Here is a 14267-nt window from a genome sequence, read left to right as displayed (position 1 = left end):
GCCCGGGCTCGGGCTCGGTGCGGCGCTCGGCCGCGGGCCGCTACTTGTCGGCAGCTGCCGCTTCGGCCTTCTTCTGGAGGTCGCCGAGAACCTTCGCGGGATCGCCGGAGACGGCGGTGCCGCCGCTCTTCTTGATCTCCGCGGAGACCGCATCCCAGCTGGTGTCACCCAGCGGGTAGAACTTCGCCTGCGGGAGCAGGGCGAAGAACGGGGCCAGGTCGGCGTGCTTGCCGCTGTTCGTCATGTCGGCGAGGGTGTCCTTGGTGACCGGCATGAGGTTGTACAGCTCGTCGAATTTGAGGGTGTTCTCCTTGTTGAAGGCGAAGTCGAGGAAGGTCCTCACCTGCTCCTGGTGGCCGTTCTTCTTGAACGCCATCACCCAGTCGGCGACGCCGAGGGTGGAGGCCAGCGGGCCGTCCTTGCCGGGGATCGGCGCCACCGCGTAGTCGACCTTGCCGTCCTTGGACATCTGGATCAGCGACGGGTGGCCGTTGAGCATCGCGGTCTTGCCGGCCGCGAAGTCCGCGAAGGCGGTCTTGCGGTCGGTGGTGGCCGGGTTCGGGTAGGTCAGCCCGCCGTCGACCAGGTCGGCCTTCAGCCAGCGGAACGTCTCGATGTTGGCTGCGGAGTTGATGGCGTACTTGCCTGCGGCGTCGGTGACGCCGCCGCCGTTGCCGAGCTCCCACATCATGCTCTCGCCCTGCGCCTCCTCCGGGCCCAGCGGCAGCGCGTACGGGGTCACACCCGGCACCTTCGCCTTGATCAGCTCGGCGTCCTTCTTCACCTCGTCCCAGGTCTTGGGGGCGTCGGTGATGCCGGCCTGTGCGAAGAGGGCCTTGTTGTAGAAGAACGCCCGCGCGGAGGACACGAACGGGATGCCGTACTGCGTCCCCTTCACCTGGCCCGCCTTGGAGAAGGTGTCGATGAAGTCGGCCTGTGTCGTGGGTGACAGGACGTCAGTTGCCTTGTACAGCAGGTCGTCGGCGACCTTGTCGGCGTAGCCGCCGGTCTGCAGCACGTCCGGGACGTTGCCGGACTGGATCATCGTCTTGACCTGCTTGTCGATGTCGTTCCAGTTGACGACCTGGACGTCGACCGTGATGTCGGGATTGGCCGCGGTGAACGCGGAGGCAACGGCGTCCCAGTAGGCCTTGGAGCTGTTGGAGGCCTTGTCGCCGTAGTCGGCGGCCACGAGCTTGATCGTGGTCTTCGAGGAACCGGCGGCCGGGGAGCCGGAGCCGCCGGAGGTGCAGGCCGAGAGCGCGAGGGCACCGGTGAGACCGATGGCCGAGAGGCACAGCAGACGTCGCTTCATGACATTTCGCCTTTGTGCGCGGACCGTGGTTGCTCGGTCCGGAGGGATGGGCGGGGACGACGGCTTCGCCGAAGTGAGGATGGCGCCGGGGGGTTACGGCGAGCGGAGGGCACAGTCGTGCCGTCCGGCCGGCTTGCCGCTGCGGGGCGTCGTCCCGCGGTGAGCGCAAGTCTTAACGGGTTCCGACCGCGATCTCCAGCTCGGTTATCCAATCGTTGCGGCAGCAACGTGACAAAACGGGCATAGTGCCCGTAAGTCCAGATCACTTGCTCATTTCTGCACTCTCAGCGGCCATATAGAGCATAATGCGTCATGACATGAAGCCTTTGCATGCAAGGACGGGCAACACCACGGCTCCCCGGCCAATCCGGCTGTGCGGGGCACCCACACCCCACGATGACCACGCATTCGTGACGGGAGGCCGTTGTGACGGCTGATCAGAACCATCGCGCCGCCCACCCTGACCACACACGTGCCGCAGACCGCACGCACCCCGCGCCGGCCCGGTCGCGACGAAGCGCCGCGCGGTGGGACGAGCAGTCCGGCGGTTCAAGCCCGCACAGGGCAGAGAGCTCACTGCCTTCGCCCGCTCGTCCACCCGGGACACCTGTCGGCGGCACTCCTGAAGCGCAGCGGACGGTGATCGCTGTCGACAGCCGCGCGGAGCGGATCACCGGTGCCCTGCCGCCCTCCTCCGGCACCGGCGCCGTCGAGCAGTGGTTCATCCGCCCCGACCGGGCGGACGACGAGATCATCGACACGATGCCCAACCGCCCGTACGTGAAGTACTCGGAGTGGCCGGCCATCTCCGGGGCGCAGGCGTCCGGGAAGCAAGCGGCCGGAGGACGCCCTACCTGACGTGCCGGGACTCAAGATCCAACGCGCACTTGTCCGCCTCGGCGGAAGCTCACGGGGAGTAGTTTGAAGGAGGGGTCACGGACACCGAGCCCCACGGAGGTCAGGAGTGTGGCAGTGACGCACGCAGCTTCGGGGCGCGGATTCGCCTGCGTCGGCCGGGGCCGGGAACTGGGCCTGCTGCTCGCAGCACTGGAGATACCGCCGGCCGTGGTCCTGGTGGAGGGCGAACCCGGTGTCGGTAAGTCCCGCCTCATCCAGGAGGCGACAGCGGCGCTCAGCGACCGCCGGACACGTGTGGTGACCGGCATGTGCCATCCGCTGCGCGAACCCCTGCCGTTCGGCCCGGTCCTGGACGCCCTCAGCGGCACCGGCGACTGGCTGCCCCCGCCCGAACGCCTCAACCCCCAGGCCGGCGCACTGGCCCCGCTGCTGCCCGCGCTCGCCCACCGACTGCCCCCGCCCCCCGCCCTCCCGGACGACACCCGTGCCGGACGCTTCCAGCTGATGGGCGCGGTGCGCTCCGTGCTCGACGCCGTGAGCCCCCTGGTCCTGGTGGTGGAGGACCTGCACTGGGCGGACGAAGCCACCCGCGAGCTGCTCCTGCTCCTCGCCCGGGACCTGCCCGAACGGCTCGGGGTGGTGCTGACCTACCGCCGCGAGGACCTGCCCGCCGACGTCCCCGTCCTCGGGGTCCCCTACCGCCGCCCACCGGGAACCGGCGGCGCGGAGATCCATCTCGGCCCCCTCACCGAACACGACGTGCACGACCTCGCCACCGCTGTCCTCGGCCCACGTGCCAGCACCACCCTGAGCCAGACCCTGTTCGAACGCAGCGCGGGCCTGCCACTCATCGTGGAGGAGGACCTGCTCACCCTCACCACTCAACCGCGCCCGAGCCGTCCGAAGGGCGTCGCCCCTGCCGCGGTCGACGTGTCGGTCCTGAAGGAAGCAGAGGTCCCACGGGGACTGCGCGAAGCAGTGAACGAGCGCATGGCGACCCTGTCCGAGCCGGCCGTCGCGTTGGTCGAGGCCGCCGCCGTCCTCGCCGTACCCGCCGACCAGTCCCTCCTCGCCGAAGTCGCCGGCCTCGACCCCCGCCGGGCAGGGCCGCCCCTCACCGAAGCCCTGCAGGCCGCCGTCCTGCGCGAAGCCGCCCCCGGCCGTTACACCTTCCGCCACGCCCTCGCCCGGCAGACCGTCCACCAGGACATTCCGGGCCCCCAGCGCCTCGACCTCCACCGGGAGGCCGTCCGGGCCCTCATGTCCCGCCCTTCCCCGCCCCTGGTCCAGATCGCCCACCACACCCGCGCCCTGGGCGACACCGCCGCCTGGCTGCGCCAGGCCGAAGCCGCCGCCGACCAGGCCATCTCCCTCGGCGACGAAGGCACCGCGTCCACACTCATCCACGAGATCCTCGCCCAACCACGACTCGAAGGCGACCTTCGCACCCGCGCTGCCCTGGCCCTGTCCCGGATCGCCGTCAACGGCGTCGACCACACCACCAGCGCCACCGCCCTGCGCCGCATCGTCTCCGCGCCACGCCTGCCGAACGCCGCCCGCGGCGAGATCCGCCTCGCCCTCGGCCTCCTCATGGTCAACCAGGGAGGCGACGCGGCGGTCGGCGAACGCGAACTGGAACGGGCGATCGAGGAACTGGCCACCCGGCCCGATCTGGCCGCCCGGGCCATGGTCGCCCTCGCCGTGAACCCGAACCGGACCCAACAGGAAGCACAGGCGTGGATGCGGCGCGCGCAGGAGGCCGCCGACGACAGCCCCAACCGTGGCGCACGTGCCGCCGTCCACGCCACCCGCCTCACCCTGATGGCCAGGGCCAACGACCCGAACGTCTGGGACCTCGTCGAGCGACTGCCCCGCGACGACCCCGACCCCGAAGTCCTGCGCCAGAGCGCCCGCGCCCTGTTCAACGTCGCCTACTACGGTCTGGCGGTCGGGCACGACCGACGCGCCGAAGCACTGCTCCGGGAGAGCCTCGACCTCGCCCGACGCCTGGGCACCGCTGCGCTCATCGAGTCCTACAGCGCCAGCCAACTCCTGCGGCTGGACTGGCAGGCAGGCCGCTGGGACCACCTGGAGGCGGACCACACAGCCCTCCTCACCCAGTACCCCGACACCGCCGACATCCAGATGGAGGCCTACCTCGGCCGCGGATACCTGGCAGCCGTCCGCGGACAGTGGGCCCTCGCCCTGGAGCAACTGCGCCACGCCGCCCACCTCGGGGAAACGGCCCTGGAGCCGGACTGCGCACTGCGGGCCGCGGCCGGCATCGCCCACGTCCTCCTCATCCGGGGTGAGGCCCAGGACGCCTGGGCCGTCATCGGTTCCGCCCTCGACAGGCGGCGCAGGGAGGCCACCTGGTCCAGGTCCGCCCTCCTGCTGGCGGTTGCCGTACAGGCCGCCCTCGCCAGCGGCCGCCCCCAGGCCGCACGGGAGATCATCGCCGAGGCCGAGCAGGCCCTGGAAGGCGAGGACGCTCCCGCCGCCCGCTCCGCGCTCGCCTTCGCCCACGGCCGCCTCCTGCAGTACGACGGCGACAACGCCGGCGCCGCCGCTTTCTTCGACAGACAACGCCGGATCATCGCCGACATCGGCCGCCCCTACTACGCGGCCCGCGGCCTCGAAGAGACCGCCCGGACCCTGACCTGCGCGGATCCCCACACCGCCGCCCGCCACCTCACCGACGCCGCCACCACCTTCGCCGCCCTCGGCGCCACCGCGGACGCCGCCCGCTGCCAGCACACCCTGCGCGAACTCGGCCTCGACCGTCCCGTCCCTCGCGGCCGCCGCAGCTACGGCGACGCGCTCTCCCCCCGCGAGACGCAGGTCGCCGGCCTCCTCGCCACCGGCGCCACCAACAAGGACATCGCCCAAGCCCTCTCCCTCTCGTCCCGCACCGTCGAACATCACGTCGCCAGCGTCCTCAAGAAACTCCACACCACCCGCAAAGACATCAGCGACCCCCGCACCGCCGTCGCCAACTCCTGATCACCCGGGCAAAGCGGGGCCTGACCCCTGACGTGCAGGTCGGGCGGCCCAGGGACGGGGACGGGCATGCCCTGGGACCGGCCGGAGCCCACGCGGTCAACGGCCGGCGGCCCCGCACAGGTTCCGTCCTCGCATGAAGCGGCATCGGCAGGCCGGAACACTGTCATCTGCCCAGGGGGCAGCCGGCCCACTCGCGAGTTCCGGTTCCGCTTCCCCGTACTGCGACCGCCTCAAGGATCTCCTGGGCCTATCGGCCACGGATCACGTGGTCAGCCATGTTGTGGGTCGGCGCGAGGTCTCCCGTCGGCCACCGGTCTTGCCGGACGGGCAGCGGCCAGATCCGGTTCTGCCGACTCGACCGACAGGTCCCGCCGGTGGCAACGATGAACGGGTGCCCTTTTTCGGTGCTGGAGAAGTTGTGGTCATCGAGACGCGCATGTGGCCCACTCCCGCGCCTGGTCCCCAGCTGGCCGGCACCAAGGCCCCGCGACCATCAGGTGACTTACCGGCCCGACAAGTTGGGAGAACCATGGCTGCGGGAATCTGGCGGCCACCGGATTCCGGGCTTCGACGCCCCTCTCGCGCGACTGACCACCGCCTCCACCCCTGCCAACGGCACAGAAGGCCCGCAACACGAGAGAAGTCCGCCTCGACCCTTTCCGACGCCTGGTACTACCACCTGCCCGCAACTGCGCAACGATGCGGTCCTCTACGCACCCTTCCCGCAATGATCGGGGCAGACCGTAACCGCACCGGGACGTGCGGGCCGTGTGAACCTCCGCAGGGGTCTGGAATCGTGGATCCCAAGGATTCCTCCTGACCGCTGAGCACCGAATCAGCCCGCGCCGACCGCCGCATCACCCACCCCGGCGACGGCGGCCGGGCATGGTCGGGGACACCAGCGAACCAGCCCCCGCCGTTCCGACGTCAGCACCACCTCCATCGAGCACGCCCTGCCGCCGATCGCCCTTCACTCCGACCGACCCACCCACCACGGCTACGCCATTCCTGCGCATCGACCAGACCGACGGCGGCCCCGCCGTCCACACGGGCGACGGGACCGCCGAGCGCACACCGGACGACCTGTCCTTAAGGCCCCGGCAGGGGCGCTTCTCCGAGCCCTCCGGGGAGCACTCACATGCACACATCCGACCCCCTCGCCGTTCTGCCGCCTGCCGCCTACCTACGCCGTCCGCTCCATGGCCCGACCTCGCTGGAGAGCCAGCGCGATGCCTTGCGCCGTTTCGCCGCCTGCCTCGGAATGCCAGCCCCGGTGCTCTATCTCGACAACCTCCCACCAGCCGACAGCCGGCGACCTCGGCCCCAATTCGAAGCCCTGGTCCACGCCATGAAGGACGGCTCCCATCAGGTGCTGCTGATACCGGGGTCCTGGGTCTTCTCCAGCAACGAGTACCGCGCCCACCTCGCCCACCAGGTACTGACGGCCGCCGGGTGCCGCCGCATCCTGACCCTGCCCACGCCGCTCGCGACCATCTGGCGCCGGCGGTCAACCGTGGCCAACTGACGTGAGGCAGTGCCAGGACGGCCGGCGCACCGCGGTGTTCCAGTCGTCGTCCCGCATCCGCGACCGACTTGCCTGACGGTGGTTCTCACGTCACGCCTCCGTTCCGGCGAAAGGCGACGTCGTCCCGGATCATCTCTTCGCGCAGCCGTTGCAGCCCACAGCGGGTCTGTACGGTCATCGGCTCTGTCCCGCAGTCGGTGGTAACGAAGTGTCACTGCCGCCGTCGGCATGGTGTGCACGATGTCAACGAGCTTGTGGGTGTGGTGCTTTCGGGACTGCCGACCCTCGTCATGGAGGGCGTGACGGACGAGAGCGGGGTCATCCGGGTGTCGGCCCGGACCCGGGAGGATCCGGTGCCGTGCCAGGCGTGCGGGCAGGCGACGGGGCGGGTGCACGGCTTCCGCGGGCGGGTGGTCGCGGACGTGCCGGTGGACGGACGGCGGGTCTTGGTGCTGGTGCGGGTCGGGCGTCTGCTCTGTCCGGTGCTCGGCTGCCCGCGGCAGACGTTCCGCGAGCGGACCACCCTCGATCGCTGGCAGCGAGTCCACCATCTGCTCGACCAGGGCGTCGGACTGCTCGAATGCGCCCGCCGCCTCGACGTCGACCTGAACACCGTCAAGCGGTACGCCCGTATGAAGGAGCCCACCGGCGACCGGCGCACACCCCTCTACGAGCCCACGCTCGTCGCCCCCCTACCGCGACCACCTGCGCAGGCGTCGGGCCGAACACCCCGCGGTGTCCGTCACCCACCTCCTGCTCGAGAGCGAGGAACTGGGCTACACCGGCAGCGCCAACCTCCTGGTCCGCCACATCACCCAGGGCCGCGCCGAGGGCGACAGACCGGTCACCACCCCGCAGCGCTTCGCCCGCCTCCTCCTCAGCCGCGCCGAGGACCCGCGAGACAAGGACACCACTCAGCTGTGGAAACTCTGCGAGGCCTGCTCGGAGGGGACCGAACTCGCCCATTTTAGCAGGGCTTTCGCGCAACTTATGATGCCGGCCGAGGGCAACGACGCCACGCTTCTCATCCAGTGACCGCCACACAGCGCTACCACGGATGACGGGACAGGGCCTGGCTGTACAGACCCGGCCCGGAGGCAGCGGGCTGCCGGTCGCCGGGGGTGACGACGCCCTTTGGCGCCTCGTGGGGGGATGGTGTGCGGTCCTTGCGGTTCGGACGACCCAGGAGGCGATCTGTGTACGGGAGGAGGAGCCGAGCTTGGTGAGGCTGTGCTCGATGTGGCCCTCCGCGGTGCGCTGGGAGATGACCCGCTCTGCCGCGATCCGCTTGCTCGACAGGCCCTCGGCCACGAGATCCGAGACCTGCCGTTCGCACCCGGTCAGCGGACTGTCACTCCGGCGGGGCCGTGGCCACGCCGTCGGCGCCGCGGGCGAACGCGACGGCCTTGTCGAGGTCGAGCCCGGTGCCGCGGGCCACCGCCCGCCGGAGCTCGGTTTCGCCGAGCCCGGCGACGGCTGCGGTTTCGAGTCGCTTCATCGTCGGGCTGAAGACGGCCGCGACGCCGATGGACATGCCCGCCTTGCTGCCAGATGCCGTGGCGGATTCCCGTGAGCACGGCGCCCCGACGGTGATCTCCGACGGTCGTGCGGTCCTCGAAGGGGGGTGCGTTCGTTCGACAGGAAGCTCCATTGATGACGCATCATGCTTTATTCACGTCATCTTAATGCAAGACTAAGCAAATTTTGAGCTCTTTTGACATAATTTGTCCGATTCAATGGACGAATCTCTGCAACGAATTGGTAACCGGGCTGGAGATCGCAGTTCCCAGGGGTCAACACTTACGCCCATCGCAGCGTGACGCCGCAGAACGGCAGCCGGCTCGGGCAACGGGCCCACCACGCTTCCACCCCCGGTACGGAACCAACCTGCCTCCGACGAAGCCACCACCCCATCCCCCGAATCGCGCCCTTCCGTGTGAGTCGCGCACATCCAGGGCGGGGCTCCGCAGACCGCAACCCACGGACGGTGTCCTGTGATTCGGCTTACCGGGCCCCGTGTCATCCCGTCAGATGTCCGCCGGTCCACGCCCGGTTCGTCCCGCGCCGGATCGCCGGCAACCCACCCCGCACCCGCCCCATCGACGTCGCTCCCGCGCCGCTCCGCTCTGACGGCCGCAAGCCCGAAGTGCATCATCGAGCGGCGAAAAGTGCACATCAGATCACTTCTTGAGAGAGGCTCCCCCACAGTGATCCTTCCCGCACACCGCCCGCGCAAGGCAGCACCCCTGCTGCTGAGCGTCACCCTCATCCTGACCGGCACGGTCCTGAACGCAGCCCCGGTGTTCGCCAACGACGGCGTCTCCCAGCCGGCCGCCAACTTCTCACCGTCGGCCACCCCCGGCGGACCGATCGCCGCCCTGCCGCCCATGGGCTACAACAACTGGGCCCGTACCGAGTGCCGACCCCAGGCCCCGCTCGACGGGTCCGCACAGCTCAACTACTCGTTCCAGCAGTACATGCAGGACAACGCCAAGGGCCTGTCCGACGCCGGGCTGATCGCCAACGGCTACAAGACCATCACCGTCGACGACTGCTGGATGTACCGCAACAGCTCCGGCTACCTGCACGGCGGCCTGAACTGGGGCGGCGCGACCGACGTCCGCAACACCAGCAAGCAGCCCGGCTTCGACTACGAGCTCACCGCGTACGGAAACTACCTGCACAGCCTGGGCGCCAAGTTCGGCATCTACGAGACCTCCGGCACCCACACCTGTTCCACCGCCACCCCGACCGCGCCCAACCTGCCCAACGGCAGCGAGTACTACGAGCAGGTCGACGCCAACTCCTTCGTCTTCTGGGGCGTCGACGCGCTCAAGTACGACAACTGCGGCAACGTGGAGGGCCACAACGTCACCGCCCCGAGGATGGCGGGCGCCCTCAAGACCGCGGTCACCAACAAGAACAACGGCGGCACCGCCAGGCCGAACGTCATGTTCAACATCTCCGCCCCGGCCGGGTACGGCAACAGCCCGACCAAGTCCGCCCTCATGAACATGGTCCGTTCGAACGGCCAGCTCTGGCGCGTCGGACCGGACATCTTCAACGACCGGGACAACGGCGCCACCGACCCGTGGAACCAGCCGCTCGGCGTGCAGTCCGGGTACAACTTCGGCGCCTACCAGAGCTTCGACGCCGTTCAGGAGCTCGCCCGCTACCAGGGGCCGGGCAACTGGAACGACGCTGACATGCTGCTGATCGGCGACAACGGCATGACCACCGCCGAGGAGCGCAGCCAGATGTCGCTGTTCTCCGCGATGGCGGCCCCCCTGGTCATCTCCACCGACGCCCGCAAGTTCTCCCCGTCCTACATCGCCGCCCATCCGGCGGAGGCGGCCCACCTGAACGCCTCGATCGGCATCCTCGGCAACACCGAGGTCATCGCGGTCGACCAGGACACGCTCGGCGCGGGCGGCCAGCGGGTTTCCGGCGGCGCAGCCAACGCGGACGGCACTCCTGCCGCGAACAGTGGCATCGATGTCGTGGTCAAGCCGCTCGCCGACGGCGGCAAGGCCGTGGTCGTCCTCAACAAGGGTGCCGCGTCCGCCAACTACACCCTCGACCTGAACGCCGTCGGCTTCGACACCACCGGCGGCAGCTACACCGTCCGCGACCTGTGGGCACACACCACCAGCACGTCGACCGGAACGGTGGCGCTCACCGTCGCCTCGCACGACAGCGCCATGTTCAGGATCACCCCGCCGGCCGGCAGCACCTCCACCCCGCGCGGCCAGATCACCGCCTCCCGCAACAACTGGGGCAAGGCCGCGCTCTGCCTGGAGAACTACCAGTCCCGCACCACCAACACCGCCATCGACCTCGCCTCCTGCAACGGTGGCTCCAACCAGCAGTGGCAGATGAACAGCGACGGCTCCGTCAAGCTGCTCCAGGCCGGGGCCTCCAACCTCTGCCTGACCGCGCAGGCCACCACGACCAACGGGGTGGTCAACAGCGCATCGGGCCAGTGGGCCGCTGTGGCGACCTGCGGCTCCGCCCCCGGCTACCAGACCTGGACCTACAACCGCGACGGCAACCTGAAGCTCGCCGGCACCACCAAGTGCCTGGACGTCTACGGCAGCGCAACGACGACCCCGGGCACGCCCGTCGACCTCTGGACCTGCGGCGCCGCCCCCAACAACATCCAGACCAACCAGACCTGGGCCGCCCCCTTCAACACCCCGCCGGCCCCCTGACCCCCGCCGGGCCCGCAACGGGCCCGGCCCCTCACCACCGGGCACTCCGGGACAGCGCGGGACGCTGCCCCGGAGTGCTTCGCACTGTCAGCCGAGATCCCGGGGCGGCGCAGACGCGGCGGCGCCGGACCCGGGCGGGGGAGATCCGTTCGGCGGGCTGGGGCCGCTCCCAGGGTCGGCGTAGGTCTGCGCCAGGGGTCTGCCGAGGCGGAGCTGGGTGTGGACGGCAAGGACCAGGCAGGTCCGGCGGTCGGCAGCCGCGGGTTCGCGCGGGCGGGGACGGGACCGTCGCCGACGGTTGTCACGGACGGGGGCCGCGACGTTCGCAGACCGGCCGGACGGCGAAGAAGCGGTCACCATGTCCTCCCAGGACTCTCGGAGGGGCGGAGGTGGTCGTGGAGCGCCGGCCCGAAGCCCGCGGTGGCGAGCGCGCAGGGGGCGCGCATGAGGGTCCGAACGCCCTGCGCCATCTGTTGCGCGACCTCGCCGTCGACGGGGCCCCTGCTGTCCAGCAGGTCGGGCGCCACGTGCAGGACCTGCGCCTTGACGTCGGTGGCGTAGGCGGTGACCGAGCCCTTGAAGACGCTGGAGGCGCCGGGCGCCTAGGCCGGCGCCACGGCGGGGCGGCCGCCGGTGAGTGACTCGGCGACGGCCAGGGTGCTGCCCGCCGCGTCAAGGGCCGCGTGCAACTGCCGTGCCAGCACCGAGGCCCGCACGCAGATCCGTGCGGGCCTCAGGCTGCTTCGACCACGGGTGGGTCAGGTCACCTGGATGGCGAAGATCCGCACGTCGGGCGCGTTCGGCAGGGTGACCGACGACAGGGTCTTGCCGGCCGTGACCGGTACCGACCTGGTGTAGAGGCAGTATCCCGTTCCCGTGTTCTCCGGGCCGCTGGTGCCGTTGCGTCCGAACACCTTGAACGCAACCGTCGCGGGGTAGGTCGCGGCGTTCGCGCAGCTCCAGCTGGGGAATCCCCAGGTCGACGTGGAGGACGTGCCGTCGGTGTAGTTGAGGCGGATCGTTCCGCCGGCCTCGCCGGTGCCAGAGGCGCCGAGGAAGTTCACGTTCGAGCCGGTGTGGCTGTAGTCGACCGTCTGGCCGACCGGCTTGACGGAGTCGAACTGGCCGGAGGTGGTGTTCGGCCAGGCGTAGTTGACACCGCCGACCGTGACGGCCCGTCCCGCCTTGACGCTGATCGCGGTTCCGTCGGGCAGCTGGGAGTTGTTGGCCAGGCGGTCCGAGGAGAGGGTGCTGCCACTCGCGTCCCAGCTTCCTGCGGTCGGCGCGTCGCCGTCGGTGATCGCAGTGGCGTTGCGGGCGGTCGAGCCGTTGGGCCCGAAGCTCCAGCCACCGTACGCGGCGGTGCCGGCGGCCTTCAGGCGGTACATGACCGCTGTTCCCGCCGGTACGGTGACGCTGAAGTTGCCGCTCGCGTCGACGGAGGTGATGTCCGGTCCGATGATCGTCGAGAGCGTGAACGCCTTGGCGGACGTTCCGACCACCGACCCGCCAGTCGTCGCGGTGACCGGCGCGGTGGCCGAGCGGTTCATGATCGCTACCGCGTAGTCGCCGTTGCTCAACGGCCTGGCGAACACGTCGTACCCGCTGCCCCGGGCGACCCGCTTTGCCGGCGTGGCCAGCGCGTCCTGCCCCACCGCGATGATGCCAGGCTTGTTCATGAGGGCTGCCTGGGCCGCCGAGACGGCGCCGCTGAAATTGGAGTTGTTGCGGATCATCGCGACCATGTGGCTGTTCTGCATCGCCCACATCACGTAGCCGCCGAGCTTGTTGTCGGTCGTGAGGGTCGTGTCGTCGAAGTACAGCCGGTCGGCGTCGAGGACATGGCCCTGCTTGCCGTACGGGCGCAACTGCTCGACCATGTCGACGAGCGAGACAGCACCCGCCCAGCTCGTCCCGCCGACGTCGCCGCCGATGCGGTAGGCCTGGCCGGCAGGCACGATGCCGTTCAGCATGCGCTGGAACAGCGGTGTGTCGTAGGTGTCGTTCTTCCAGTTCGCGTAGGCCGGCGCGGAGAGGTTCATCACGATCGACCGGCGCTTGCTGAGGTCGGCGTCGGTCCTGATCGCGTTGATCGCGGTCGCCGCCCGGCGCGCCGACTCGACGGCGGTGTCGATCTCGGCGTCGGTGTCGAGGACGGTGAAACCGGACTTGCTGGTGGTGTTCGGCTCGCCGCAGTAGTCGACCTTGACGTAGTCGGCGCCGACGCTCGCGAAGTACCTGAAGTCCTGGTCGAAGTAGTCGTAGCTTCCGGGTGCGGCCGTGCTGCGCCCCCCGGGGTCGCACATGTACTTGCCGCCGCTGGTGTAGACGCCGAAGAACATTCCCTTGTTGTGCAGGTGGTCGCCGACGTCCTTCAGGCCGTTCGGGTACTTCGTCGGCGACGGGATGAGGTTGCCGGTGGCCGTGTCGCGTCCGTTCGTACAGTTCGGCACGATCGTGGCGTTGGCGTCCCAGTCGGTGCAGTCGGCCCGCACGGCCCAGGTGTCGTCGAACGAGACCGTGTTCCAGCCTGCGCTGGCGAGGCCGGTGGCGACGGCGTCGTCGGCCGTCTTCTTCATGCTGGCGGCCGTCGTCCTGTTCCACGACTCCGAGCGGAGGATCATCCGCGGCGTCCTGGCGTAGGAGTGATCGACGTTGACCGTGTTGCTCAGGACGGTTCGCGACAGTGCGGCGACCGGTTGCGCGGTGGTCGTCACGGCGATGGTGGTGAGAGTCGCCGTCATGGCGAGAAAGGCGGCGGCCCTGCGGTGGGGGGCGCGGTGACCCGGTCGGGAGGGGTCCATACGGAACTCCTTGATGTCTCCGGAGTGGATGCCATGCGCATCCCCTCTGAACGGGTTCGTGGGAGATCGGCCGGCCGGTGCGGCGTACCGTGCATCTCGGCGGTCTGGAAGGACGGATGCCGGCTCCCCCCGACAGACCTCGACTCGAGTCGATTCCTACCGCCAGTCCGATGCGCAGAACTCTAGGATCGGCCGTTCCCGCGGACAACACGTTCGGTGCACCTGAATTCCACATGACTGGCGCACGCCTCGACAGCAATGGATGCGCGAGGCGCCGTAGCTGCCCCGCGAGGTCGAGTGGACCTCGGTGACAGGCGTCCCACCGTCCGAGGCCGGCGCAACGTCGACAGCTCGATGCCGTCCGCGCGGCCGGGGAGGCCCTGGCACCCGAGCACCTCATCCACGAGGCCGGCCCAGGCCGTGGGAGCGCGGCGAGGGCCGCCGCAGCCTGCCGACGTCGATGCGACCGCGGTTCAACGCGTCGTACGAGGCGCGGTGGCCGCGGCGGCCCTCGGCCCGGCCGGCAGTGTCAGGCGCACCGGGGCGGTGTC

8 protein-coding genes and 4 pseudogenes are annotated in these 14267 nt (G+C 69.9%); 6 read left to right on the top strand and 6 right to left on the bottom strand.

Going from position 1 to position 14267, the window contains the following annotated elements; genetic code table 11:
* Window positions 1-40 precede the first annotated feature (40 nt).
* Window positions 41-1315, bottom strand: coding sequence for an ABC transporter substrate-binding protein (locus tag J2S46_RS36010; protein WP_191292118.1), 1275 nt, complete (start codon window positions 1313-1315; stop codon window positions 41-43).
* A gap of 639 nt (window positions 1316-1954) precedes the next feature.
* Here J2S46_RS36010 and J2S46_RS36005 point away from each other — a divergent pair.
* The 5 genes and pseudogenes from J2S46_RS36005 to J2S46_RS41060 all read left to right on the top strand — a co-directional run bounded on the left by J2S46_RS36005 (window position 1955) and on the right by J2S46_RS41060 (window position 7736).
* Entirely contained in the window at window positions 1955-2173 is a 219-nt protein-coding gene (locus J2S46_RS36005; RefSeq protein ID WP_191292119.1) for a hypothetical protein, read from the top strand.
* A gap of 114 nt (window positions 2174-2287) precedes the next feature.
* On the top strand, window positions 2288-5176 hold the full coding sequence (locus tag J2S46_RS36000) for a helix-turn-helix transcriptional regulator (RefSeq protein ID WP_229913042.1): 2889 nt from the start codon (window positions 2288-2290) through the stop codon (window positions 5174-5176).
* Between the two features lie 1348 nt (window positions 5177-6524).
* Window positions 6525-6701: a hypothetical protein gene (locus tag J2S46_RS35995; RefSeq protein ID WP_191292121.1), complete on the top strand. Its 177-nt coding sequence runs from the start codon at window positions 6525-6527 to the stop codon at window positions 6699-6701.
* 290 nt (window positions 6702-6991) lie between these two features.
* Window positions 6992-7123, top strand: a pseudogene (locus tag J2S46_RS41065) (hypothetical protein); the annotation flags it as partial.
* Between the two features lie 313 nt (window positions 7124-7436).
* Window positions 7437-7736: a hypothetical protein gene (locus J2S46_RS41060; RefSeq protein ID WP_442358325.1), complete on the top strand. Its 300-nt coding sequence runs from the start codon at window positions 7437-7439 to the stop codon at window positions 7734-7736.
* A gap of 159 nt (window positions 7737-7895) precedes the next feature.
* Here J2S46_RS41060 and J2S46_RS35985 read toward each other — a convergent pair.
* Together J2S46_RS35985 and J2S46_RS35980 are read right to left on the bottom strand one after the other, a co-directional pair.
* Window positions 7896-8045 (bottom strand): annotated as a pseudogene (locus tag J2S46_RS35985) (response regulator transcription factor); the annotation flags it as partial.
* Between the two features lie 7 nt (window positions 8046-8052).
* Complete coding sequence (locus J2S46_RS35980; RefSeq protein ID WP_191292123.1) at window positions 8053-8235, bottom strand: hypothetical protein; 183 nt, start codon at window positions 8233-8235, stop codon at window positions 8053-8055.
* 673 nt (window positions 8236-8908) lie between these two features.
* Between J2S46_RS35980 and J2S46_RS35975 the strand changes: the two genes are divergently transcribed.
* A complete protein-coding gene (locus tag J2S46_RS35975; protein WP_191292124.1) occupies window positions 8909-10912 on the top strand; it encodes an alpha-galactosidase in 2004 nt (667 codons plus the stop codon).
* Between the two features lie 121 nt (window positions 10913-11033).
* Here the strand turns inward: J2S46_RS35975 and J2S46_RS35970 are convergent.
* The 3 genes and pseudogenes from J2S46_RS35970 to J2S46_RS35960 form a co-directional block, all read right to left on the bottom strand.
* Window positions 11034-11191 (bottom strand): annotated as a pseudogene (locus tag J2S46_RS35970) (NF041680 family putative transposase); the annotation flags it as partial.
* 74 nt (window positions 11192-11265) lie between these two features.
* Window positions 11266-11499 (bottom strand): annotated as a pseudogene (locus J2S46_RS35965) (CinA family protein); the annotation flags it as partial.
* Between the two features lie 171 nt (window positions 11500-11670).
* Window positions 11671-13716 carry a glycoside hydrolase family 27 protein gene (locus J2S46_RS35960; RefSeq protein WP_191292125.1) on the bottom strand — a complete coding sequence of 682 codons (2046 nt, stop codon included), beginning with the start codon at window positions 13714-13716 and terminating at the stop codon, window positions 11671-11673.
* Window positions 13717-14267 lie beyond the last annotated feature (551 nt).

It is taken from the genome of Kitasatospora herbaricolor (assembly GCF_030813695.1).
Taxonomy (GTDB): domain Bacteria; phylum Actinomycetota; class Actinomycetes; order Streptomycetales; family Streptomycetaceae; genus Kitasatospora; species Kitasatospora herbaricolor.
Note: the sequence above shows the minus strand (reverse complement) of the source record. Positions and strands in the feature narration are given on the sequence as shown.

Bases quoted from the DNA above. Each gene is read 5' to 3' on its own strand.
- J2S46_RS36010 (WP_191292118.1), bottom strand. From the start codon at position 1,315: ATGAAGCGACGTCTGCTGTGCCTCTCGGCCATCGGTCTCACCGGTGCC.
- J2S46_RS35995 (WP_191292121.1), top strand. From the start codon at position 6,525: ATGAAGGACGGCTCCCATCAGGTGCTGCTGATACCGGGGTCCTGGGTC.
- J2S46_RS35980 (WP_191292123.1), bottom strand. From the start codon at position 8,235: ATGTCCATCGGCGTCGCGGCCGTCTTCAGCCCGACGATGAAGCGACTC.
- J2S46_RS35960 (WP_191292125.1), bottom strand. From the start codon at position 13,716: ATGGACCCCTCCCGACCGGGTCACCGCGCCCCCCACCGCAGGGCCGCC.